The organism is Streptomyces sp. SID10853, from assembly GCF_010548145.1.
Taxonomy (GTDB): Bacteria; Actinomycetota; Actinomycetes; order Streptomycetales; family Streptomycetaceae; genus Streptomyces.
The window spans coordinates 20,673-44,241 of sequence record NZ_JAAGLN010000035.1 but is presented as its reverse complement, the minus strand read 5'-3'; the positions used below and the strand labels follow the sequence as shown (position 1 = coordinate 44,241).

20 protein-coding genes are annotated in these 23,569 nt (G+C 69.1%); 10 read left to right on the top strand and 10 right to left on the bottom strand.

Features of this window, described 5'->3' with window-relative positions; all coding sequences use genetic code 11:
* Together G3I19_RS10145 and G3I19_RS10140 are read right to left on the bottom strand one after the other, a co-directional pair.
* The coding region (locus G3I19_RS10145; RefSeq protein WP_164262313.1) for a serine/threonine-protein kinase at positions 1–1,040 on the bottom strand (1,040 nt) is incomplete at its 3' end.
* Positions 1,022–1,972, bottom strand: coding sequence for an oxygenase MpaB family protein (locus tag G3I19_RS10140; protein ID WP_164262311.1), 951 nt, complete (start codon positions 1,970–1,972; stop codon positions 1,022–1,024). The genes G3I19_RS10140 and G3I19_RS10145, both read right to left, overlap by 19 nt.
* 230 nt (positions 1,973–2,202) lie before the next feature.
* Between G3I19_RS10140 and G3I19_RS10135 the strand changes: the two genes are divergently transcribed.
* On the top strand, positions 2,203–2,841 hold the full coding sequence (locus G3I19_RS10135; RefSeq protein WP_343235045.1) for a class I SAM-dependent methyltransferase: 639 nt from the start codon (positions 2,203–2,205) through the stop codon (positions 2,839–2,841).
* Between the two features lie 66 nt (positions 2,842–2,907).
* On the opposite strand, the gene G3I19_RS10130 is transcribed toward G3I19_RS10135, so the two are convergent.
* The 3 genes from G3I19_RS10130 to G3I19_RS10115 form a co-directional block, all read right to left on the bottom strand.
* Complete coding sequence (locus G3I19_RS10130; protein ID WP_164262244.1) at positions 2,908–3,063, bottom strand: hypothetical protein; 156 nt, start codon at positions 3,061–3,063, stop codon at positions 2,908–2,910.
* A 239-nt stretch (positions 3,064–3,302) separates the two neighbouring features.
* A complete protein-coding gene (locus G3I19_RS38060; RefSeq protein ID WP_164262308.1) occupies positions 3,303–4,874 on the bottom strand; it encodes a prepilin-type N-terminal cleavage/methylation domain-containing protein in 1,572 nt (523 codons plus the stop codon).
* Between the two features lie 68 nt (positions 4,875–4,942).
* Entirely contained in the window at positions 4,943–5,536 is a 594-nt protein-coding gene (locus tag G3I19_RS10115; protein WP_164262306.1) for an excalibur calcium-binding domain-containing protein, read from the bottom strand.
* 341 nt (positions 5,537–5,877) lie between these two features.
* On the opposite strand from G3I19_RS10115, the gene G3I19_RS10110 reads away from it, so the two are divergent.
* The gene (locus G3I19_RS10110) at positions 5,878–7,107 is read left to right on the top strand and encodes a hypothetical protein (protein WP_203599397.1); all 1,230 of its coding nucleotides are present in this window, start codon (positions 5,878–5,880) and stop codon (positions 7,105–7,107) included.
* Between the two features lie 295 nt (positions 7,108–7,402).
* On the opposite strand, the gene G3I19_RS10105 is transcribed toward G3I19_RS10110, so the two are convergent.
* From G3I19_RS10105 to G3I19_RS10095, 3 genes are all read right to left on the bottom strand, one after another.
* A complete protein-coding gene (locus tag G3I19_RS10105) occupies positions 7,403–7,951 on the bottom strand; it encodes a PadR family transcriptional regulator (protein WP_203599396.1) in 549 nt (182 codons plus the stop codon).
* Positions 7,952–8,086: 135 nt separating this feature from the next.
* Complete coding sequence (locus G3I19_RS10100; RefSeq protein ID WP_164262304.1) at positions 8,087–8,911, bottom strand: A24 family peptidase; 825 nt, start codon at positions 8,909–8,911, stop codon at positions 8,087–8,089.
* Positions 8,912–9,061: 150 nt separating this feature from the next.
* Positions 9,062–9,439, bottom strand: a complete 378-nt coding sequence (locus tag G3I19_RS10095) for a prepilin-type N-terminal cleavage/methylation domain-containing protein (RefSeq protein WP_164262302.1) — start codon at positions 9,437–9,439, stop codon at positions 9,062–9,064.
* A gap of 264 nt (positions 9,440–9,703) precedes the next feature.
* Between G3I19_RS10095 and G3I19_RS10090 the strand changes: the two genes are divergently transcribed.
* The 6 genes from G3I19_RS10090 to G3I19_RS10065 all read left to right on the top strand — a co-directional run bounded on the left by G3I19_RS10090 (position 9,704) and on the right by G3I19_RS10065 (position 18,737).
* The gene (locus tag G3I19_RS10090; RefSeq protein WP_239074122.1) at positions 9,704–11,551 is read left to right on the top strand and encodes a GspE/PulE family protein; all 1,848 of its coding nucleotides are present in this window, start codon (positions 9,704–9,706) and stop codon (positions 11,549–11,551) included.
* Between the two features lie 92 nt (positions 11,552–11,643).
* Positions 11,644–12,855: a type II secretion system F family protein gene (locus G3I19_RS10085; RefSeq protein ID WP_164262300.1), complete on the top strand. Its 1,212-nt coding sequence runs from the start codon at positions 11,644–11,646 to the stop codon at positions 12,853–12,855.
* Positions 12,852–13,286 (top strand): type II secretion system protein, encoded by a 435-nt coding sequence (locus G3I19_RS10080; protein WP_164262298.1) that lies wholly within the window; start codon positions 12,852–12,854, stop codon positions 13,284–13,286. Before G3I19_RS10085 ends, G3I19_RS10080 begins: the two co-directional genes overlap by 4 nt.
* A complete protein-coding gene (locus tag G3I19_RS10075) occupies positions 13,283–13,807 on the top strand; it encodes a type II secretion system protein (protein WP_164262295.1) in 525 nt (174 codons plus the stop codon). The genes G3I19_RS10080 and G3I19_RS10075 overlap by 4 nt, the downstream gene beginning before the upstream one ends.
* Positions 13,804–17,628 (top strand): hypothetical protein, encoded by a 3,825-nt coding sequence (locus G3I19_RS10070; protein WP_164262293.1) that lies wholly within the window; start codon positions 13,804–13,806, stop codon positions 17,626–17,628. Before G3I19_RS10075 ends, G3I19_RS10070 begins: the two co-directional genes overlap by 4 nt.
* Positions 17,625–18,737, top strand: coding sequence for a type IV pilus twitching motility protein PilT (locus G3I19_RS10065; protein WP_239074121.1), 1,113 nt, complete (start codon positions 17,625–17,627; stop codon positions 18,735–18,737). Before G3I19_RS10070 ends, G3I19_RS10065 begins: the two co-directional genes overlap by 4 nt.
* Positions 18,738–18,812: 75 nt before the next feature.
* On the opposite strand, the gene G3I19_RS10060 is transcribed toward G3I19_RS10065, so the two are convergent.
* On the bottom strand, positions 18,813–19,382 hold the full coding sequence (locus tag G3I19_RS10060) for a TetR/AcrR family transcriptional regulator (protein WP_164262291.1): 570 nt from the start codon (positions 19,380–19,382) through the stop codon (positions 18,813–18,815).
* Positions 19,383–19,548: 166 nt separating this feature from the next.
* Here G3I19_RS10060 and G3I19_RS10055 point away from each other — a divergent pair, with 166 nt between their 5' ends.
* Positions 19,549–20,970: an MDR family MFS transporter gene (locus tag G3I19_RS10055; protein ID WP_164262289.1), complete on the top strand. Its 1,422-nt coding sequence runs from the start codon at positions 19,549–19,551 to the stop codon at positions 20,968–20,970.
* 216 nt (positions 20,971–21,186) lie between these two features.
* On the opposite strand, the gene G3I19_RS10050 is transcribed toward G3I19_RS10055, so the two are convergent.
* Entirely contained in the window at positions 21,187–22,377 is a 1,191-nt protein-coding gene (locus G3I19_RS10050; protein ID WP_164262287.1) for an acyl-CoA dehydrogenase family protein, read from the bottom strand.
* Between the two features lie 241 nt (positions 22,378–22,618).
* On the opposite strand from G3I19_RS10050, the gene G3I19_RS10045 reads away from it, so the two are divergent.
* The gene (locus tag G3I19_RS10045) at positions 22,619–23,452 is read left to right on the top strand and encodes an aldo/keto reductase (RefSeq protein ID WP_164262285.1); all 834 of its coding nucleotides are present in this window, start codon (positions 22,619–22,621) and stop codon (positions 23,450–23,452) included.
* Positions 23,453–23,569 lie beyond the last annotated feature (117 nt).

Here is a 23,569-nt window from a genome sequence, read left to right as displayed (position 1 = left end):
CCGCGCGGGGGTCCGGCGGTCGTCCACTCGCCGGTGAGCGCGGTCGCCCGGTCGGTCGGGGTCGAGGTGACCGTCCAGGTGCCGGTGGCCTTGTGGCCGGTGGTCATGGAGCGGGTCCAGGGCGGCAGCGGCGGCAGACTCGGCGGCAGGTGCACCGCTCCCAGCACGGCGGTCGCGGCCAGGCCCGCGGCCGGGGTCCCAGGACCGAGCAGCAGCCCCAGCTCCCTGGCGTCAGCCGGGCGCTCGTCCGGGGTCTTGGCGAGCAGGCCGAGGACGGCCCGGTCGAGGAAATCGGGGAGTTCGGACCGGTGGCTGCGCGGCGGCTCGGGCACGGTGTCCCGGTGGCCGACGAGCACGGCCCAGGCGTCGTCGAGGTCGAACGGCGGTGCCCCGGTGGCGATTTCGTACAGCACACATCCCAGCGAGTAGAGGTCGCTGCGGTGGTCGATCTCACCGCCGCCGATCTGCTCGGGCGACATGTAGTGCGGGGTGCCCATGGCGATGCCGGTGCCGGTGAGCCGGGAGGTGAAACCGATGTCGTGGCCCAGCCGTGCGATGCCGAAGTCGCAGATCTTCACCGTGCCGTCGGTGAGCCGCATGATGTTGGCGGGCTTCAGGTCCCGGTGGACGATGCCCTGCTCATGGGTGTACGCGAGGGCGGACGCGACCTGCCGGGCGATGTCGACGACGTCGGCCACCGGCAGCGGCCGCCGCTCGTTCGCGTCGAGGAGCTGGCTGAGGTTCTGGCCGTCGAGCAGCTCCATGACCAGGTACAGGACGCCCTCGTACTCACCGAAGTCATGGACGACGGTGACCCCGCGGTGCTGGAGCGAGGCCGCGACCCGCGCCTCACGGCGGAAGCGCTCGCGCAGCACCCGGATGAAGGACTGGTCGTGCTGGGGCCCCAGCGGCTTGAGGCATTTGACGGCGACATGACGGCCCAGCGACTCGTCGAGAGCCCGCCACACCTCGCCCATGCCGCCGCGCCCGATCGGTTCGAGCAGCCGGTACCGGCCGTGGATCAGCCTGGTGTCCGCCATCTCGTGCTGTCGCCCCCGTCGCCTCGCTGCGCCCTCCCCGGCCCGTCCAGTATGGCGTCCGGTGTCCGGAGTTTGTACGGTGCCGGACGGCTGCCGGGGCCCAGCCGCGCCATGGCCCCCAGAATATGGCCAGGTGGCAGCTGCCAGCGCAGCCGGTCGGGGATGCAGCGCAGGGCGTTTCCGGTGGCGGTGAGCCGGCGGTTCACGGTCTCCGGGCCCGGCGCCGGTCTCCCGTAGAGCTCATGGGCGTACGGAGGCAGTGCGGCGTACGCGAGGGCGGCCACGTGCCGCCAGATCACCTCGCGCGCCGGAGCGAGCACGGCGGGGACGGGGGGCCTGCGCAGGAAGTCATCGACCTCGCGGGACTCCGCGGTCGCGGCGAGTTCGGGGCGTACGGAGGCGAAGTACGCGGCGAGTGCGGCCCGGTCTGCGGGCACATCGGCCGGGTCGAGCCCGACCAGCCGGGCGCTCTGCCGGTTCTCGTCGATGTAGCGGTCGGCCTGGGCGTCACTGACGGGGACGCCGGAGCGGCGCAGGACGCTCAGATACGAGTCGATCTCGGCGCAGTGCACCCAGAGCAGCAGGGCCGGCTCCCCGACGCCGTACCGCTCCCCGGTCGCGGGGTCGGTGGCGCCGAGGAAACCGTGGATCCGGCGGACACGGGCGCCCGCCTGCTCGGCGGCCCCGGTCGTGCCGTAGGTGAGGGTGCCGACGAAGCTCGCGGTGCGCAGCAGCCGTCCCCAGGCGTCCCGCCGGAAGTCCGAGTTCTGGATGACGCCGCGGACCGCGCGGGGGTGCAGCGCCTGGAGGTACAGGGCGCGGACCCCGGCGATCCACATGACCGGGTCCGCGTGTACCTGCCAGGTCACCGACCCGGGACCGAACAGCCCGGGGTCCGGGTCCGGGCCCGCCGCCCGCGCTCCGTCGCTCATGCTGCTCCGCCGTTCGTCGTCGCCCTGCACTCCCCCACGTACAGGATGCCCAGAACCGTGGCTCATCTCCAGCTGTACCTTCTGTACCTTGTTTCACGGCGCCTCTAGGCTCGCGCGAATGACATCCAACAATACGAACGAGAGCGCGATCGAGCAGTGGGACTCATCCGCCACACGCGAGGTCATGGAGGCGACGGCGAAGGACGGGGACTTCGCCAAAAAGGCACCTGGTGAACCCCACCCTGCTGCGGCTGCTGGGCGACGTCCGCGGCCGGCGGGTGCTGGACGCGGGGTGCGGGAACGGGTACTTCAGCCGCATCCTCGCCGAGCGCGGGGCGCAGGTGGTCGGAGTCGAGCCGACGCACAGCATGTCCGCCTTCGCGCGGGAGAAGGAAGCCGGGCTGAGGCAGGGAATCACCTACGTCCAGGCGGATCTGGCACATCTGCCTGACCTGGGCGGTCCCTTCGACGCGGTGGTGTGCAGCATGGTCCTGATGGCGATTCCCGACTGGAAGCCCGCCATGCGCGCCTGCGTCGACGCGGTGCGCCCGGGAGGCCGGCTGGTCTTCGCCGTGGTCCACCCGGCTTTCGAGCAGTTGTTCAGTACGTGGCGTGAGCACGGCGCGTACCGGGTGGAGCGGTACCTGGAGGAGTACGAGATCGTCAGTCCCGTCGCATCCGATTACCACCGGCCGCTCTCGGCCTACCTCAACGAACTGGCGTCCCTCGGCTGCCGCCTGCGGGAGATCGCCGAGCCGGGGCTCGACCCTGCGGTAGCTGCGGAGACCAGGCGCACCACTCCAGCAATCGACAGTTACCTCCACCTGCCGAACTTCCTGTTCTTCTCGGCGGAGGTGGCCGGTGGGTGACTGCGGGCATGGGTGCGGCCACGGCAACCGAGATATCCGTGCCGGGCATGGCTGCTTCCACTGCTGCTACGCCGACGGCGACTTGAGCGGCGCGATGATCGGCGCGCCGTCCTTGTCGGTCATGAAGTCGCGGTGGACCGGCTTCTTGTCCGTCGGCCCGGAGAGGGGTCGGGCACGCGATGCCGTCGCCGTCCCGGTCGAGTCCGTTCGGGTCGAGTGCATCCGCTCGCAACACCGCTTGCGCTTCGGCCTGGGTCTTGAACGCGTCGCAGGTGACCACGTGCCCCTTGTGCACATAGGGGGCGACGTCGAACGGATGCTTCGGAGGGCTGTTGTCACCGCACGCGGTCAGCGTGATCGCCGCGATCACGCTGACCGCCGCCGCGATGGAGGTACGACGCCCGGGTCGTAACCGGCGGTAAGGGCCCTTGTGGAGGGTGCGTGGCTGGTCCGGCATGGTCCTAGGCCGATCCTGTCCGGAAGACCGCGACGGTTCCGTTGTCCGGATCGACCGCGTACACCTTTCCTGTGGTGTTGTTCGCGGCCAAGGCGCCGAACTTGCGGCCCTTACCGAGCGGCGGTTGACTCAGCAGCGTGCCGCCGTCGGCCACCCCGAGGCCGCCCGGCGCTGCAGAGTCCTGTTGTTGCGCGACGAAGATCCTGTTGAAGTTGCTCAGCAGGGCTAGCTTGCGCCCCAGGCTCCCGTAGGCATTTGACGATTTGCAGACTGGTGCTAGCCCAGTGACCTTCGTACCGACGATTCGGTCGATGCGGCCCCCCTTACCGCCGCAGTTCGCTCCATCTCCACCGTCCAAGTAGGCGTAGACCGACCCTGCCGCCGGGTTGTAGATCACGGAGACGGGGATGTAGGGCGTCCCCCACGGGTCGTCGATCGCTGTTGAACTGTGGTCGCTCGGATTGATGGCGATCGTTGTTGCGACGCCTTGCCGCGTACCCGAGGGATCCCCGGGGTTCGGAACGCACGTCTTGGCAAGGAGGTAGACGAGGTTGCGGACGGGATCGACAGCGGTGACGGTAACAGCGGAGTTTTGGAGGAGGACCTTCCCGGCCTTGTTGCCGCAGCCCGGCTGCGCCGCGAAATCCGCTGCGATCTCGGCCTCATGGGTCTGCGACGAGATGGCGAAGAGGCCGATGTCGGCTGCATCTCCCTTGCCGAAACCCTGCTTCACGAGGTACACCGCGTGGTGCACGGAGTCAAAGGAAAAGGAGGGAGCGACGCCAAGTCCTGGAGCAGGCAGTGGGATCGCCTTCGCCGACGAGCTGCCGGCCGCGATGTAGGCAACCTCCAAGGGGGCTTGGCCGCCACCGCCGACATACACTTCGCCGTTCTCGGGAGAGACGCCCAGCCCAGTGACGGTTGTCGCGAAGCCGCTGACATGGGTCACTTGATCGGCGTTCTTCGTGTCGATGATCGCGACGCCGCCCGCACCCCCGACGTAGACCCTCCCCGTGTCGGAGTCCACCGCGATGGTGGTTGGGCTCGACACAGCGCTGGAAACATCAATCGGTCTACCGATCGCGGCGTCGGTGTTGCCGTCGATCACGGTCACGTCGTTGCTGCCTTCAGCCACGACGTACACGCGATTGTCCTTCTCATCGACAGCGAGGTCGACCGGGGTCGTGCCCGCCTTGATTGCGTCCGCTCCGACCTCCGTCGGTGCGGAAGTGTCATTCAGCGTGAACGACGACTTTTCACCTCGACCGCACTTGTTCTCCGCACCGACCATCACCATGTTGTAGACCGGATCGCCGCGGAGCAGCCCGTCATCTTTCAGATCATCGGCTGTCCCGTAGTGTCCGTGCTTCGCGCAGAAGGTCTCTTCCGCTGTACGCAGGGTGGCCGCGTCCGCGGCGACCGCGCTCTTGTGGCCCTTGTCACCGATGCCCTTGACCGAGAACACCACGATGGCGGCGAGGACGCCAAGGATGACGATGACCACGAGCAACTCGATGAGTGTGAAGCCGTCCTGGCTTCTGGCACGCAGTGAGAACCGGCACTGGTCCGATGTCATGGCAGTCGGGGTTTCCTTCGATCGATGGGGCACGTTCAGTCCGAGCACACGCGCGAGCCGTTGCCGCGTCACCGTGTTCCCCGTCGCACGGGCTGGACATCCTTCGGTCCCGGCAGATCAGGGCAGGCGATGCCCTTTCCGTCACCGTCGAGGTGGTTCGGGTCGGCCGGTGCGAAACGCAGGACGGCCTGCGCGTCCGCTTGGCTGGCGAAGTCCGAACAGTCGTAGGCGTCATTGCCGTAGCGCAGGAAGTAGCGAGCGTCGAAGGCCCGCTTCCGCTGCGGGCAGAGCGCGCTGCGCGTGTCGCCAGAACGGCACGTGAAATGCTGTGCGGCGGCAGAGACCGGTTTGGTGTCGCGCGGTTCGGGCAGTCCACGGCACGCGACGCCGCCTCCGTCATCAAGGTGGTTCGGATCGCTGGGGTTGGCCCGCAGCACCGCCTGGGCATCCGCCTGACTGGCGAAATTGATGCACTCGAAGGCGTTGCCGTGGATGGCGTACAGCTTGGCGTCGAACACCTTGCTGTGCGGGCAGAGCGCGGTGCGCTGGGTGCCCGGCGTGCACCACTCGGGGTCGGACTTCCGCGCTGAGGCGTCCGCATCCGACCCACCGCGCACCAGCACCACGACGACGAGGGCCACCGCGACCACCGCGAGGCCCAACCCACCCCACCTGGTCGTGCGCGAGCGCCAAAGTCTGCTCAACAGTGCCATTGCATGCCTCTGCCCATCGTGCCGCCAGCCCCTCCCATGCGTCCTGCGGCGAGCCGACAGCACGCGGCCGCCGGCCCGCTGCAGGCTGGATAGGTGCATTACATCCAGAGCGGGCAAGGTTGTCAATCATTGACTACTGGGGTGCCGAGTGCGCACCATCTAGGCGTGTGAGGCACCGTCATGCCGGGAAACCACGCGGATGTCCAGGAGTTCTCGGACATCTGCCCACTCCTGCCGGCAAGGTGCCCGTGCGGCAGCCGCCGCCAACCGGATCAACGTAGGAGTAGCAGATGCAACTCAGACCCAGACACCCCCGGAGTGGTCAGAACTCCGGCTTCACCGCGATGCGCCGGGTACGGAACGCGTTCGCGGTGGGTGCCCTCGCGACGGCGCTCATCACCGTCACGGCATCAACAGCGTTCGCCTCGACGGATTCGCAGGTCGGTATCGCGAACAACATGTACCCCGCGGCGAAGGACATGAAGGGTGCGATCGAGTCGGGTGGGTCGTTCACGCCATTCACGGCGAATGGCGCATCGCAGATCGGCGGGTTCTGGAACAAGCCGACGATCGATACGTCGACGATGCGGGGGATCACGTCGGGAAGCCTGCGTCAGCAGCTGAAGGGCGCCGGCCCCTACACCACGTGCGATCCGTCTACGTCGGACAACTGCGTCGATGGGCCTTTGCACATTGACGCGTTCCTGTCGGCGGACGAAACCAATGCGGACGCGGTCATCCCGACATCGGTCGGCGGGACGTGCACGGCGGGCGGGGGCGTCGAGTGCAACGGCCTGGTCTCAAGCAAGCATCCGGTGGCGATCGGGCACCTGGCGATCTACAGCTGCAGCGGCAACTGGGCGGGCGCGACTCACGGTGATGACCCGTCAAACGCCGGGACCCCGCCGCTGGCGGCCGGCGCGGACGCCGATGGCAGCGGTAACGGCAAGGCGCAGTCGCCCCGGTGCGACGCGTCGCCCGTCTCCGGCGGCGCGCCCACGACGATACCGGGGGTGGTGAGCTGGCTCGCGACGAGTGGGCACCGCATCGCCGTCGCCGACCCCGCTTCCGCGCCGTTCGGTGCAGCGTCCAAGCAGGCGCTGATCCAGAACGGGTTCACGTGGACCACCAGCGGGGCGGGCCAGAACGTGTTCACCGGAAGCGCGTGCGACAGCGCGGGTACGGCCTGCAAGGTGCGCCTGGAATCAGGGATCAGCCAGGTACGTGGCGCGGTGACTGCGAACGCCGGCGGGAACACCCAGCTGGGTCTTGTCGCGAAGTCGAATGTCATGCACGTGAGCTGGACGTCGAGTTCGCTGAACGGCACCACGGGCGATGACCCCAACACATGGACCGACGTCGATTCGAGCGCATACTCGGACTACGGGGACATCGAGCAGTACGGCGTCGCCCTGACCGGCGGCAAGTCCGGCGCAGCGGATGCCTGGACCAACCTGTTCACCACCACGTGGGACACCGACAGCACCATCCAGACGACTCTCGCCTCCTACGGCTACTAGGCAGTCCGGAGGGCTGGGCAACGGGCCGCCGTCCCCCCTGCCCAGGAGATCCACTTGCGCACGCCTCGCTCGCGCCGCCATGTCCACCGACACCGGGATCGTGAACGGCACGAGCGGCGCCGGCGCCGGTCCGACCGCTCCCGGGCACGGATTCGATCGCGTCCGGCGGTTGCTCAGGAGACGCTGATGTGCGTCGCGGGCTCGGCGATTGCGAACGCGATCACCGAGCCCGTCTCACCGGTACACGCACCACGGTGACATGGACACCGCGGCCAGGACGGTACGAAACGTGGCGTCAGCCGGTCTTGACCGCCGGCTGCGTCGAGTCGACGTCGACGGCGTCGAGAAACCGGCGCGCGGCACGGACGTGTTCCAGCCGCCAGGCATAGATCGCGCGGACGAGGTAGTCACCGGCGTGCTCCTTGGCGCGGAGCGACTCCTCGATCTCGCCGATGACGGCCCGTTGGCGCTCGACCAGGCGAGCCGGGCTACTGTCGCGACGCTGGAGCAGCAGAAGCTTGCACGTGAGCTCGGCGCGGATGTCGAACAGCTTGACCACCGGTTCGCTGAGCCACCGGCTGACCGCCATCTTCGCCGAGCGGGTGGTGGCGTAGATCATGCGCTGCGGTCCGCGATCGCTTTCCTCGGCGCCGACCGGCGTGATCAGTCCGCGCTCCACCAGCCGCGTGATCGACCGGTAGACCATGGGTCTCGAGATGTACCAGAACTCACCGATTTCCGCGCCCTCCGCGGTGAGGGCTGCGATGGCGAAGCCGTGGCTGGGGCGTTCGGCCATGAGTGCGAGCACGATCCACTCGGCGAGTGGCAGATCAGGTTGTCCCATGGTTACCAGGGTAGGCGGTCACCGGTGGTGTGTGCTGCGGCACCTATGCCGCTCATGGCGCTGTAGTCCCCGAAACACCGTCGCGGGTCCGCCCGTGGCGGCACCCGGCCCGCGACCGACGTCCGGCCCAGGGGGTTATGACCCGTGGCGGACCATTGCGGGCGGCGCACCCATCGCGTACAGGCCGCTCACGCTCTCGTACCAGTGGACGACAGGAGCGCCGACGAGGATCGCGGCGATGGCGCCGGCGGCGAGGAACACACCGAAGGGGAGGCGGGTGTGGCGGGTCGCTCGCCCCGCCACTATGAGCGCGATGCCCACCAGCAACCCGGCGACGCTGCCGGCCAGCAGTGCGAAGACGAGATGCCCCGGGCCGAGCCAGCCCAGCCCGGTGCCGAGCAACCCGGCCAGGCGCACGTCGCCGAATCCGAGCCAGGCCGGCCGCACCCAGTGCAGGGCGAGGAAAACAGCGAATGCGCCCACTCCGCATGCCGCGGTCACGCCGAGCCGATGCCACTGGCCGGTGGCCGCCGCGGCCGCGAGCAGACAGGCGGCGGTGAGCCCGAGGGTCGGGTATATCAGCCGCCGAGGGAGCAGGAACTGTTCGGCGTCGCAGGCAGCCAGGGCCAACAGCCCTGCGGTGAAGACCAGTTGGGCCGGCAGAACTTCCGACCGGCCGAAGCGCAGCGCCTCGGCGATGAACAGGGTCGCGGTGAGCGCTTCCATGAGCGGGTAACGCGCGGGGATGGGTACCGCGCAGGCACGGCAGCGCCGGCCCAGCAAGAGCCAGGACACGAGGGGGATGTTGTCCCGGGCCGCGATCCGTGTGGCACATCGCGGGCAGGCGGAGCGGGGCCGTACGACCGAGCGGCCGGCCGGCACCCGGGAGACAGCGACATTGAGGAATGACCCCACCGCGAGCCCCAACAGACCAATAATCACGACAAATATGGATGACATGCGCGCAATGGTGCCGTACCGCGCGCGCCGGTCGCGACTGGCTTCCGGCGAAGCCATCGGCCGCGGTTCGCCGGCCGGCGCGCGCGATACCACCTGGCGAACTCGGCCGACCTGGGACCGCCGGCCGACGGTGCCGGGTTCAGGACTCCGCTATTTGTAGTTGGCGCAGGCCGCCCCGCTCTTCGGCGTGACGTCGAACTGAGAGTGGTCGGCGTTCAGCGTGACGTCGTACAAGGTGGAAGCGGAAGACAGGAACCCACCCTTCTCCAGATCGTCCATGCTGCCGTATTCGTTGTTGCCATTGGCGAAGAACGCCTCTTCCGCGGTCTGGATCGTGGACTTGTCGGTCTTGCACGCCGAGCCCTGGCCCTTGTCATTGATGCCGCGGACGGAGAAGACGACGACGGCGGCCAGGATGCCGAGGATCACGATGACCACGAGAAGCTCGATCAGCGTGAAGCCGGCTTCCGCGGTCTCGTTCAGTGCACGTATTCGCTGGCGCAACTTGCCTTGCAGGTGAGTGAACATCTTTCTCCATCTACGGCGACCGGTGCGAGCAAAACCGGGTGATAGTAACAGCCTGATTAATCAGCGGCAGACTACTCAGCGAGCATGGGACTCACAAGGGGCAACTGCGCCGGTCGCCGCGAACACGACGGGGATGACAGCGTGTTGGCGTGCAGTAGTATGCCGCTGACTAATCAACGACTGACGTTCCGCCGGTGCGGATGTGCGCACGGCGCCTACCCGGCCGTTGTTCTGGACGTCTGGATGCACGAAAGGGGTGGCCCCTTGGCCAATCGTCGGCTTCTCCGGCGCCGCGCGGAGACGACAAGTCCTGCGGGCGGGGACAGCACCCTGCCCGACGGTGCGCGGGGCCCGGCGCCGTCTCCGGCCCCGGTGGACGAACCGGTCAGGGACGCGACGTCCGGCGCGGCGCAGTCGTCGCCCGCAGGGCAGAAACAGAAACGGCCGCGCCTGGGGGAACTGCTGGTGCGGCGCGGGCTGCTCACTCCGGCACAGGTGGACGAGGCGCTCCTGCAGCAGTCGACGTCGGGCAAGCGAATCGGCGCGCTGCTGGTCGAACTCGGCATGGTCGACGAGCGGTCACTGATCGAGGCACTGTCGGTTCAACTCGACTTCCCGGTAGCCGACTTGCGCCAGAGCGAACCTGATCCGGAGGCGGTCGCCCGGGTGCCGGAGGCGCTGGCCCGCTCGCTGGGCGTCGTCGCGGTGCGGCGGGCCGACGGCACACTGCTGATCGCCGCGGGCGACCCGGCTGACCCGCGTGTGCTCGACGAGATCGGACGCGCTGTCGCGCCGGATCAGGTGCAGTTGGCGATCGCGGCTCCCTCGGACATCCGGCGCTCGATCGACAGCACCTACCGGGCGCTGGCCGGCGTCAGCAGCCTGGTCAAGGCTTTCGAGGCGACCGAGACCGGCCGCCATGCCGGTTCCGGTGCCAGGGTGGTGAGCGAGGACGCACCGGTCGTGCACCTGGTCAACCTCATGCTGACCCAGGGCCTGCGCGACCGGGCCTCGGACATTCACGTCGAACCGCACGCCGACCGGGTCCGGGTCAGGTACCGCATCGACGGCGCGCTGCATGACGTGCTGAGCCTGCCGGAGAACATGGGCCCGTCCCTGGTCAGCCGGATCAAGATCATGGCCAACATGAACATCGTCGACCGGCGGCGCCCGCAGGACGGGCAGATCGCCACCGAGATCGACGGCAGGTCGGTCGACATCCGGGTCGCGACCACCCCCACCATCTGGGGCGAGAAGGCGGTACTGCGGCTGCTCGACAGCAACCGCACACTGCTGCGGCTGGCCGAGCTCGGTATGCCCGCCGCGACGTACGAACGGTTCGCGTCCCTGCTGCGCTCCCCCTACGGCATGGTCGCCTGCGGCGGACCGACCGGCAGCGGCAAGACGACCACCCTGTACGCCACGCTCGGTGAGCTGAACCAGAGCGAGCGCAACATCACCACCATCGAGGACCCGGTGGAGTACGTGGTCCCCTCGGTCAACCAGATCCAGATCAACGACCAGGCGGGCGTCTCGTTCGCGACCGGGCTGCGCTCGATCCTCCGGCAGGACCCCGACGTGATCCTGGTCGGCGAGATCCGGGACGCGGAGACGGCACGGATCGCGGTCGAGTCCGCGCTCACCGGCCACTTCGTCCTGTCGTCCATCCACGCCGCCGACGCCTGCTCCGCGCTGCACCGGTTCGTCGACATGGGCATCGAGCCGTTCCTGATCACCTCCACGGTCGCCGGTGTGGTCAGCCAGCGGCTGGTGCGGCGGATCTGCGACCAGTGCCGCGAGCCCTACCGGCCTGCCGTGGACGAACTGGCCTTCTTCGCGAAGGCCGGCGGCTCGACCGACACCGGTTTCTGGCAGGGCCGGGGCTGCAACTTCTGCTCCCGGACCGGTTACCAGGAGCGGATCGGCGTCTTCGAACTGCTCGTGATGAGCGACACGGTCAAGCGGCTGCTCGTCGAGCAGGCGCCGGTCGACAGCCTGCGCAAGGCCGCCCGCGAGCAGCACATGGACAGCCTGCTGGACGGGGGCGTCCGTCTGGTGGAGGAGGGCGTCACGACCATCGCCGAGATCATGTCCAGCGTGTACGTGGTCTAGGGCCGGCTCGATAAATCCCCCCCAACACTGACGACGCGAATCTCCGACACCCGACGCGAACCTCTGACACCGGAAACCAGGAGGGCACCGGCATGGCCACCTTCAAGTACGTCGCGGTCGGCCCGGACGGGAAGCGGGCCACCGGCGTGCTCACGGGTTCCAGTGTCGACGGCGTCACCGACAGCCTGGCCCGGCAGGGCTACGACGTGGAGTCGGTCAAGGCCGCGAACCGCAACCTGCTGCAGCTCGAACTCACCGCGGCGAAGATCGACCTGGTCGAACTGAGCAACTTCTCCCGCCAGATGGGCGCCTTCATCAAGGCCGGAGTGCCCATCCTGGACGCCCTGGAGATCATCCGCGCCGAGACCAAGGACAAGAAGCTGGGCAAGGTGCTCGTCGACGTCATGGACTCACTGCGATTCGGCGAGAGCTTCGCCGCCTCGATGGCCGTTCACACCGCGGCGCTCCCGCCGTTCTACATATCCGTCCTCCGCTCGGCCGAGGCGACCGGTGAACTCGACGTCGTGATGGCCCAGTTGGCCCGCTACATCGAGCGCGACGTCGAGGGCCGGCGCAGTATCCGCTCCGCCCTGACGTATCCGATCCTGGTGATGGGCCTCGCCGTCGCCGTCGTTCTCGTCCTCGTCATCTTCGTACTCCCCCGTTTCAAGGTGTTCTTCGAGTCGTTCCATGCCGAACTGCCGTTGCCGACCCGGATTCTGCTGGGCTTCACCGACTTCGTCGCGGCCTGGTACCTGGTCATCATCGGCGTGCTCGTCGCGCTCGTGGTGGCAGTGATCGCCGGTCTGCGGACCGAGCGGGGACGGGTACTGCGCGACCGCTTCCTGCTGGCGACGCCGGTGGTCGGCGATGTGGTCCGCTTCATGGTCATCGAACGGTTCTGCCGCATCCTGACCTCGATGATCAAGGCAGGGGTGCCCATCACGGAGGCGCTCAGCCTGGCCGGCGCGGGCGCCAACAACCTGGTGTACGAACGGTCCATCGGGACGGCACAGATGGAGATGCTCGAAGGCGGCGGTATCTCGCGGCCGATCGCCCGCACCAAGCTGTTCCCCGGGGCGGTCACCCAGATGATGCGCGTGGGGGAGGAGACCGGGACCCTCGACGACCAGCTGGAGAACGTGTCGGAGTTCTACGAGAAGGAGCTGCAGCACAAACTCAAGCGGCTGACCAGTCTGTTCGAGCCGATCGTGGTGATCATGATCGGGGCCGTCGTGGGGTTCGTGGCCGTCGCCCTCATCTCGGCGATCTACGGCGTCTACAACCAGGTCGACGTCCAATGACCGGCCCGGCACGCCGGCCGCGGCTCCGACGCGGCGAGGAGGGCGAGACCCTGGTCGAGGTTCTCGTCGCCGTGGTGCTCATGGGTATTGCCTTCGTGACCATCCTCGGGGGCATCGGCACCGCGATCATCAGCTCGGTCACACAGCACAGGGTGACCGGCGCAGACTCGGTGATCCGCAGCGCCGCCGAGAAGGTCGTCAGCGACCCGTACGTGTCCTGCGCCAGTGGTTACGAGACCCCGACGCCGCCGGCCGGGTACACCGTGACCGTCGAGATCGAGTACTGGGACGGGGTGGGCACGTTCGCCCGGACCTGCCCGGCCGTCGATACCGGAGTGCAGAAGGTGACACTCACCGTGCACGCGACCGGCCCACACCCCGTCAGAAACGCGACGCTCGAAGTGGTCAAGCGGGAGTCGATGCTGTCATGACGGCACAACAGCCCACCGCGCGCCCGGAGTCGGGGTTCACTCTGACCGAGTTGCTGGTCACGATCGTCATCGTGGGCATCATCGGGGCGCTGCTGCCCAAGGCCATCATCCTCGGTCTGCGGTTCACAGCGGGCACCGAGAAGCGGGTGGCCGCCACCAGCGCGGTGGGCACGCTCAACCGCTACTTCTACGGCGACGTGCAGAGCGCGGACAACGTCACGACCGGCCCCGCATGCGGCGTCACCGCCGTGATCGTCCACCTGAGCCGGCCCGGGACCGACGTCGTCTACACGTACGACCGGCCGACCGGCGCCCTCAACCGGGTGACGTGCACCGACGGAGGTGTCGTCACGACGTTGCTGGGCCGGTTCGACAACGCCACATCGACCCACCCGGTGGTTCTGAGCTGCGGTGCCGAGACCTCGTGCACCCCGCCCATGGAGGTAACACTGACCGTGCAGAGCGACCCCGCCGCGCCCCCGACGGCCCTCACCGCCGTCCGACGAGCGAGCGCGTCATGACCGGCCGTCCCAATCCGCTGCGCCCGCGCGACGACGAACAGGGCGCGACACTGATCCTCGCGCTGGCCTTCGTCGTCGTCTTCAGCCTGGTCACCGTGTCGGTCCTGTCCTTCGCCGGCACGGGGCTGAAAGCCGCGGGGGTGTACGTAGACCAGGGCAAGCGGGGCTACAGCGCGGACGGTGCCACACAGCTCGCGATCAAGAACTTCTCGCAGGGCAGCCCGTGCGCCGACTACACCGCGCCGCCGCTCAACGGCCGGCAGATGACCGTCCACTGCGACCCTCTCAACGCGTCTCCCGCGACCACGCGTGCGACTCAGCCGCAGGACGCGCTGCGCAGTCTGGGCCGGGCGGCGAAGGACGGCATCAACGCGACCACGCACGGCCTGCGCGTGCAGGGCAGCGTGTTCTCCCACTCGGGCATCACCACCGGCGCCGGCGCCTCGATGGTGGTGTCGGGCGATGTGTCCGCGGCCGGCGACTGCTCCAGTGCCGTGTCACAGACCCAACTGCCCCCGACTCAGGCGCCGTACGTGCACGACTGCGCCAATGACACCCCGTCGGCCCCCGCCGACGAGGTGGTGGGCGCCGACCCGGACTACACCCCGCCCGCCACGGCCGTCCCGGTCCGGCGGACGGTGCCCGCGTGCCCCGCCGCCGGTTCCTGGCTGGTGCGGTTGCGGCCCGGCTACTACGACGACGCCCGCGCTCTCACCCGCCTCACCGGTGGCGATTGCCCCGACATCGTCGTGTGGCTGCAACCGGGTACCTACTACTTCGACTTCACCTTCACCGGCGGCACCGCGGTCTGGACGGTCGACGACCCCTCGGTCAGCGTGGTCGGCGGCACGCGGGCAGGCTGGGATCCTGGGGCCGCCACACGCCCGGCCGTCCCCGACCCCGGCGGCTGCGACAGAACGCGGCCCGAAGGCGTCCAGGCCATGCTGGGCGGCGGCAGCCGTTTCCAGGTCGACCGTGGACACGTAGAACTGTGCGCCCCGGTGACCCCGGACGCGCAGCAGCTGGCGGTGTACGGGGTCAAGCCGCCGAAGGCGTCACATACCCTGAAGCCGACAGCGGTGGTCACGAACACCGGCTTCGCCAACCCGGGCCATGCTCTGACCGGCGGTGAACAGCCGACCCAGCCCGGGTGTTCGCAGCCGACGGGCACCGCGGGCTGCACGGCCGACGCTGTCCTTGACCCGGCGAAACGCCGGTCGGCCTCGATGCGGCTCACCGGCTTCACCCCGCAGGTCCCGCCCGGCTCGGTGATCACCAGCGCGAAGCTGCGCGTAAGGCACGAGGACGACGGTGACCTGACCGCTTCCGGCGCGCTGAAGGTCACCACCGCCGTCGGCACAGACACCTGCCGTACCGACGACCTGCCCCGGCACACCGCGCTCGCCACGGATCCCGCGATCGACCTGCTGGGCGCGTGCGGGCTCACCGATCCGGCGCGGCTCACCGGCCTGACAGTGGACTACGCCGCCACCCTGGACACCGACGGCACCACCGCGACGGAACGCCTGGACGGCATCTGGTTGGAGGTCGCCTACCGCACACCGACCACGTTCAAGCCGACGGCCGTGACCGCATCGACCGGGTTCACCGCTCAGGGCACCGATCCCGGCGACGCCCTGGAGATCGGCGAACAGCCGGCACCGTTGGTGGCCGGCGCCGATCTGACCGCGGCGGCCCCGTCCGCGTCGATCACCCTGGCCGGGTTCGGTCTGCCGCCCGTACCGCCGGGCTCGACGATCGACTCCGCCGTCCTGCGGGTGGCCCATCGGGAGACCGTCGACGCGGCAGCGCCCAGGATCGCCGTCATCCCCGGGGGCGGCGACGGCGGTTGCAGCACGCTGCCGCTCACCGCGCGGGCCGGCCTGGGCGACGACCGCGTCGACCTGAAGGCATGCGGCATCGCCGACCCCGCGCAGCTGACCGGCCTGACCGCGACCTATACCGCCGGGCTGAAGGCGGGCGGCACCGCGGGCGCCGATTCCCTGGACGGCATATGGCTCGAAGTCGTCTACGACCCGCCGCCGCCCCGGCCCGCGACGAGCGCGGAGTCGACGGCGTTCATCCCCGCGGCCGACGCCAGGGCGATCGACGGCGCCGACACGGCCCGCGCCGACCTCGACCCGGCCACCCGGCCGACCGCCACCATCGACCTCCGCGGTTACGACACCCCAGCGGTGGCGCCCGGTTCGGTCCTGGACGGGGCCCTGCTGCACGTCGCGCACCGCGACGATCCCGGGGCGGGCGGCGGACCGGCGCCGAAGGCCGCGGTCACCCTGACCGGACCCGGCCTGCCCCACTCCTGCACCACCTCGCAGAAGCTCGCCACGCACCAGGACGCCCTGGCCACCGACACCCTGGACCTGGTCGCCGCCTGCGGACTGACCGAACCCGACCAGCTGACCGGCCTGGTCGTGACGTACACCGCCGCCCTCGGCGCGGGCAGCACCACCGCCACCGATCAGCTCGACGGCGTCACCCTGGAACTGGCCTACCGGCCCCCGACCCCGGTACGGCCCACCAAGGCGGTGAGCACCGCGACGCCCACCGCCGCCGCGTTCCTCGACCCCAAGAACGCGCAGGCGATCGACACCGCCACCTCGGCCTCGACGCTCGCCACGGCCACCCCGTCGGCGTCGATCCGGCTCGGCGCGTTCACGATGCTGCCCCTGCCTGCGGGGGCGGTGCTCGACAGGGTCATGCTGCGCGTATCGCACCAGGACGACGACACCACCCCGCCGCGGTCCTCGCCGCCGGAGCCACCCACGGCCGCGCTGACCGTCTCCGGCACCGGTACCGCCTGCGACACGGACCACGCCTTGACCGCCCAGGAAGGGGCACTCGGTGTCGACGTGGTCGACCTCGGAGCCTGCGGGGTCACGAAGGACGACCAGTTGTCCGAGCTCGCTGTCGGCTACGCGGCGAAGTTGGGCAAGGGCAGTACCGACGCCACCGACCGGCTCGACGGTGTCGAGCTCGACCTCGTGTTCCGGGCCCCGTCCATCAGGGCCCTGTCCGGCTGCGTCACCGAGGGCAGCCGCTGCGCGGTACTGAAGTCGACCGACGACGCCGACACGGCCACCGCTCACAGCCGCCTGGTGATCAACGGCACCGTCTACGCTCCGACCGCTGCCGTCGACCTGTCGATGAGCCAGGTCAGCTCGCAGGTCGTCACCCGCGGCATCATCGCCCGCACCATCGGTCTCGGCATCAGCCCGGCCGCCGGATACCTCCGCCCGGTGATCGGAATCCCACCGGAGCCGGTGCTGTTCACGACCTATCCGGCCGTGGCCGCGAAACCGGCGTCGGTCACCGCGGTCACCGGGTTCACCACTCCGGCCCCCGGCGCGCCCGTCGACGTCACGGACGCCACCGTCCCCGGGGGTGGCCGGGCCTCCCTCACGCTCGGCGGCTACGCCCAGCCGCCACCGGCCACGACCGGACCGCTCGACCATGTCGTCCTGCAGGTGGCGCACCTCGACGACGGCGACGTGGAGTCAGTGAAGATGTCGGTGGACTTCACCGGCAGCACCTGCACCGGCGTCAACTCACTGGACGTGCCGGTCCGTTCCGGCTCGGACGACCCGGTGACCGACCAGGTCGACCTGGCACCGTGCGGCCTGACCGGAGCCGCCCAGCTGGCCGGGCTGACCGTGACCTACACCGTCACCGCCGGGAGCGGCGGCGCGACCGAGCACCTCGGCGGCACCCGGATCGATCTGCTGTCCGGCCCGCTCGTCCGGGCCGCCGTGTCCTTCGACGGCCACACCAGCACCGTCAAGCAGTGGACGGTCCTGCCATGAGCACACACGCCACCTTGGAGACCACCATGCCCGGGCCGAGTTCCGCGATCATCGACCGTCTGCTCGGTGAGCTGTGGGAGCGGGGCGGCAGCGACCTGCTGCTCACCTCCGGATCGGCGCCGTTCCTCCGCGTCGACGGCGCCCTGCGGCCGGTCGAGGGAGCCGCGCTGACCGAGCCTGAGGTCGACCGCCTGGTGACCGGGGTGCTGGGCGGGGAACTCACGGAGCGGTTCCGCCGGGAGAAGCAGGTCGATTTCGCGTTCAGCTGGGGGGAGAAGGCCAGATTGCGCGGGAACGCTTTCGTACAGCGCGGCGCGTCGGCGCTGGCACTGCGGATCATCCCCTTCGACGTGCCGTCGTCCGAGCAGCTCGGGCTCCCCCCGGTCGTCATCGGGTGGGCGGGCATGCCGCGCGGGTTCGTACTGGTCACCGGGCCGACCGGGTCGGGGAAGTCGACAAGCCTGGCGGCGCTCCTCGACTACGTCAACACGCACAGGTCCGTGCACATCCTCACCATCGAGGACCCGATCGAGTACCTGCACCGGCACAAGCGCTCGGCGGTCAACCAGCGGGAGGTCGGCACCGACACCGACTCGTTCCCCACCGCGCTGCGCTCGGCCCTGCGCGAGGATCCCGACGTCCTGCTCCTCGGCGAGATGCGCGACCCGGAGAGCATCTCCGCGGCCCTGACCATCGCCGAGACCGGGCACCTGGTGTTCGCCACCCTGCACACCAACGACTCGTCGCAGACGCTGGACCGCATCGTCGACGTGTTCCCGGCCGAGCAACAGCCACAGATCCGCCTGCAGTTGGCGCACACCCTGGTCGGCATCCTCAACCAGACGCTCATCCCCCGGATCGGCGGGGGCCGGGTGGCCGCCTTCGAGGTGCTGGTGGGCACGTCGGCGATCCGCAACCTGATCCGTGAGGGCAAGACCCGACAGATCCGCAACATGGTCTCGACCAGCCACCGTGACGGCATGCAGACCCTTGAGACCAGCATCAACGCCCTCGTCGCGGCAGGCACCATCGCCCACGAGGAGGCCGTGCTGCACACGGCCCACCCGGAGGACATCCAACGGCCCCAGGTCCCGGCCGGCCGCGCCTGACGCTCCGTGTCGCCACCTGTGCTGTCTCGTGAGGTTGGTGCCGCGAAGTCATCGAGTGTGAGCTGCTGCGGGCAGTCAACGCACCAAGGGGAGGAAGATCGTGTCGACGATCTCCTCAATGACGTGCTCGGGCACCGGGGCGAAGGTCGAGAGGATCTCGTGGCGCAGCAGGACAAAGGGGAGAGTCTTGATGCGCTCGGTGAGGATTTCCGGCTTGATCTCGCCGCGGTCGACGGCGCGGTCGAAGAGCGCGTCGAGCGCCGGCTTGCGGCCCGACGCGACGGGATCGAACAGGCTGCTGAGGTTCGTTCCGGTTTCCCGGTAGTAGCTGGCCAGGTGCGCGTACATCACGGTGACCAGCTGCACATGAGTGGTGCCGATCTCCCGCATGAGGGTGAGGACGTCCTCCCGCAGACTCCCCTTGTCGGGAACGGCGGGGCGGGACGCCGCCAGGATGTGGACGATGGTTGCCCGGATGAGCTGGTCGCGGTCCGACCAGCGCCGGTAGAGCACGGGAGGGCTGGTGCCCGCGCGCTTGCCGACGGCGTCCATGGTGAATCTGGCGTAGCCGTTGTCGACGAGCTCTTCCCAGGCCGCGTCGAGGAGCGCCTTCTCCAGTGCTGCACCGCGACGGCGCTGAGTCATCGCTCACCCTCTCTGTCGTAGATAGATTTGCCTTTCTTAAGGTACCGGCTTACCTTGAGCAGGATAAGAAAGAGCTCCCTATCCTAAGGTGTTGACAGTGAACCCTTCCCACGACGCCGGTCCCGCCCCTGCCGATACCGGCCGCGTAGACCCCGCCGTGTTGCGCATGGCCATCACCCTCATCGTCGGCGCCCTCGGTGTCGTCTTCGACACCACCATCATCAGCGTCGCCCTGAACGGCCTGGCCAAAGACTTCGACGCCCCGCTGTCAACGATTCAATGGGTCAGCACCGTCTACCTGCTGGCTGTCTTCATCACCATCCCGCTCGCCGGATGGGCCCAGTCCCGGATCGGCGGCCGGCGCCTGTGGATCGTGGCGCTGGGCGGGTTCCTGGTCGGTTCGCTCCTGAGCGCCCTGGCCTGGAGCGCTGCGAGCCTGATCGTCTTCCGTCTCGTCCAGGGCCTCGCAGGCGGCATCATGATGCCGCTGATGTACACCCTGCTCATGCAGGCCGCCAAGGGCCGCAACATCGGCAAGGTCATGGCCATCATCACCGTGCCCACGGCGCTCGGTCCGATCCTCGGCCCGGTCCTGGGAGGTCTCATCCTCCACCTGGCCAACTGGCGATGGCTGTTCTTCATCAACATCCCCTTCTGCCTCGTTGGCATGTGGCTCGCCCGGCGCAACCTGCCCGACGACCGACCCGCACCCGACAGGCCCGGCGCCCGCCTGGACATTGTCGGCCTGCTCCTGCTGTGCCCGGGTTCCGCAGCCCTCGTCTACGGCCTCTCCCAGGTCGGCGACAGCACGGCCTTCGTCAGCGCCCAGGTCCTCATCCCGCTGCTCGCCGGGCTTGCTCTGATCGGAGGCTTCATCGCCTGGGCGCTCCTCCGGGACACCGGCTCGCTGGTCGACGTACGGATGTTCCGACACCGCTCAGTGGCCTCGTCCTCCACCCTGCTCTTCCTCGGCGGCATCTCCCTGTTCGGGTCGATGATGCTGCTGCCCCTGTACTTCCAGCAGGTCCACGGCGCAAGCCCACTCGGCGCCGGACTGCTGCTCATCCCCCAGGGAGTCGGCGCCCTCGTCGCCCGCGGCCTGGCAGGCAAGTACATGGACCGCGTCGGCCCTCGCACGGTGGCCCTCGTGGCCTTCGGCTTTGTCGCCGCATCCACCGTGCCGTTCGCCTTCGTCACCGCCGATACCAGCGAAATCCTGCTCATGGCCGCGCTGTTCATCCGCGGCATCGCCTTGGGCGCTGCCATGATCGCACCCATGGGCGCCGCCTTCGTAGGGCTGAAGCATGAGGAGATCCCTGACGCCAGCATCATCACCCGCGTCGCTCAGCAGATCGGCGGCGCGGTGGGCGTCGCCATCCTCATCGTCGTCCTCCAGCAGAACATCGGCGACGCCCACACCCCCAGCGCCCTGGCCAACGGCTTCGACCACGCATTCTGGTGGTGCGTGGCCCTCACCGCCGCCGCTGTCCCTCTCTGCCTGCGCCTGCCCAGCCTCCCTGAACCGGCGGCCTCCGCCGACAGCAACACAAAGAAGATCGACAAGCCGACGGATTTCACCGCAGCGTGAGGACGGTCGTCGCACCACCCGCTGATGTCGGAAGGGCGTCGCCGATTGTGCGAGCGCGTGGACGGCGGGTGTGCGATCGCACACCCCTCGGCGGAAGCCGGGATCTCCCGCCGCTCCCTGGCCACCTGGTACGCCAGCCGCCGGAACCACTCATGAACGTCTCGCAGCAGCCCGCCTTCGACGACTTCGCGTAACCAACGTCCCGAGACAGCACAGCTAACGCCGCACCCGCGGCATCCCCAGTCCGATCCAGGAGATGATCTCCCGCTGGATCTCGTTGTTGCCGCCGCCGAAGGTGAAGATGACCGCCGAGCGGTAGCCGCGCTCCAGTTCGCCGTGGAGCACCGCGCCCGCCGAGCCCTCCTTGAGGGGTCCGGCCGAGCCGATGACCTCCATCAGCCAGGCGTACGCGTCCCGGCGGGCCTCCGAGCCGTACACCTTGACCGCTGAGGCGTCCTGCGGGGTGAGCGTGCCGTTCTGTACGGCGTTGACCATCTGCCAGTTCAGCAGCTTCATCGCGTCGAGCCTGGCGTGGGTGCGGGCGAGCCGGCCGCGTACCCAGCCGAGGTCGATGACCCGGCGGCCTCCGTCGATCTCGGTCTCCGCGGCCCACCGCTGGACGTTGTGCAGGGCCCGGATGGCCATGGTGCCGTGGGCGGCCAGGGTGACGCGCTCGTGGTTGAGCTGGTTGGTGATCAGCCGCCAGCCCTTGTTCTCGTCACCGACCCGGCGGGATGCGGGGACCCGGACGTTCTCGTAGTAGCTGGCCGTGGTGTCGTGCGAGGCCAGGGTGTTGATGAGGGTGCAGGAGTAGCCGGGGTCGTCGGTCGGCACCAGCAGCATGGTGATGCCCTTGTGCGCGGGGGCCGCCGGATCGGTGCGGACGGCGAGCCACACCCAGTCGGCGGTGTCGCCGTTGGTCGTCCAGATCTTCTGGCCGTTCACCGTGTAGTGGCCGGTGGTCTCGTCGCCGTCACGTACGGCGCGGGTCTTGAGCGCGGCGAGGTCGGTCCCGGCGTCCGGCTCGCTGTAGCCGATCGCGAAGTCGATCTCGCCCTTGAGGATCTTCGGCAGGAAGTACGACTTCTGCTCGTCGGTGCCGAACTGCATGATCGTCGGGCCGACCGTGTTGAGTGCCATCAGCGGCAGTGGCACACCCGCCTGGGCCGCCTCGTCGAAGAAGATGAACTGCTCCATCGGGGAGAGCCCGCGCCCGCCGTACTCCTTCGGCCAGCCGACACCCAGCCAGCCGTCGCCGCCCAGACGGCGGACGGTCTCCCGGTAGAAGCGCTTCTGGGCCGCCGGGTCCGCGTACCGCGCATAGGCGTTGTCCGGTACCAGGTCGGCGAAGTAGGCGCGCAGCTCGGTACGCAACTGCTGCTGTTCGGGGGTGTATTCGAGGTGCACGGCCCCTCCTCGGTGCGGCGTCGGATCGAGGGGCACAGTAGAACGTGTTTCATTCTTTTGGAATGGCCATGACCGCCCCGTCTTCGCCGCGCCTCTGCCGGGAGCCGGCTGTGCCCCGCATGGGGGCGGCTGTGCCGGGCAGCCGATGCGACAGCGGGCTTCCGCCGTTGCACCCTGGACCCAGGGTGCGGCGCGGGCCGCCCCTGACCGAGGCATCATCCGGACGAGGCAAGGAATGATTGTGAACGCGGTTCCCACCATCAGCCTGAACAACGGCGTCCAGATCCCCCAGCTGGGCTTCGGTGTGTTCCAGATCGAGCCGGCCGACACCAGGGCGGCGACGCTGGCCGCCCTGGAGACCGGATACCGGCACATCGACACGGCCGAGATGTACGGCAACGAGAAGGAGGTCGGCGAGGCGGTACGGGACTCCGGTCTTGCCCGTGAGGACGTCTTCGTCACCAGCAAGCTGAACAACGGCTTTCACGCCCATGACGACGCGCTCAAGGCATTCGACCGTACGCTCGCCGAGCTGCGCTTCGACTATCTCGACCTGTTCCTGATCCACTGGCCGCTGCCCGGTGTCGGCGACTTCGTCGAGACGTGGCGGGCCATGGAGGAGATCTACCGCTCGGGCCGCGCGAAGGCGATCGGGGTCTCCAACTTCCAGCCGCACCATGTGCGCCGGCTCCTGCAGGAGACCGAGATCGTGCCGGCCGTCAACCAGATCGAGGTCCACCCCTATCTGGCGCAGGACGAGGTCCGGGCGTTCGGCGCCGGTCACCGGATCGCGACCGAGGCGTGGTCGCCGATCGCCCAGGGCAAGGTCCTGGACGACCCGACGATCACCGGTATCGCGCGGCGGGTCGGCCGTACCCCGGCCCAGGTCACGCTGCGCTGGCACATTCAGCGCAACGACATCGTGTTCCCGAAGTCCGTCACGCGCTCGCGCGTCGAGGAGAACTTCGCGCTCTTCGACTTCGAGCTCACCGAGGCGGACATGGCCGCCATCACCGGCCTGGACCGCGGTGAGCGCACCGGCCCCGACCCGGACACCTTCAACTACGTCCCGTGACGCCGTGGACCGGCCGTGGTGCGGGGCTCCTGGGGCCACCGGCGGGCGCGGGCCGGGGACCGGGTCGTCCCGCGCCCGCCGGGCCCTCGGTGACCGCCGGTCCCGGTCTTGCCGGTC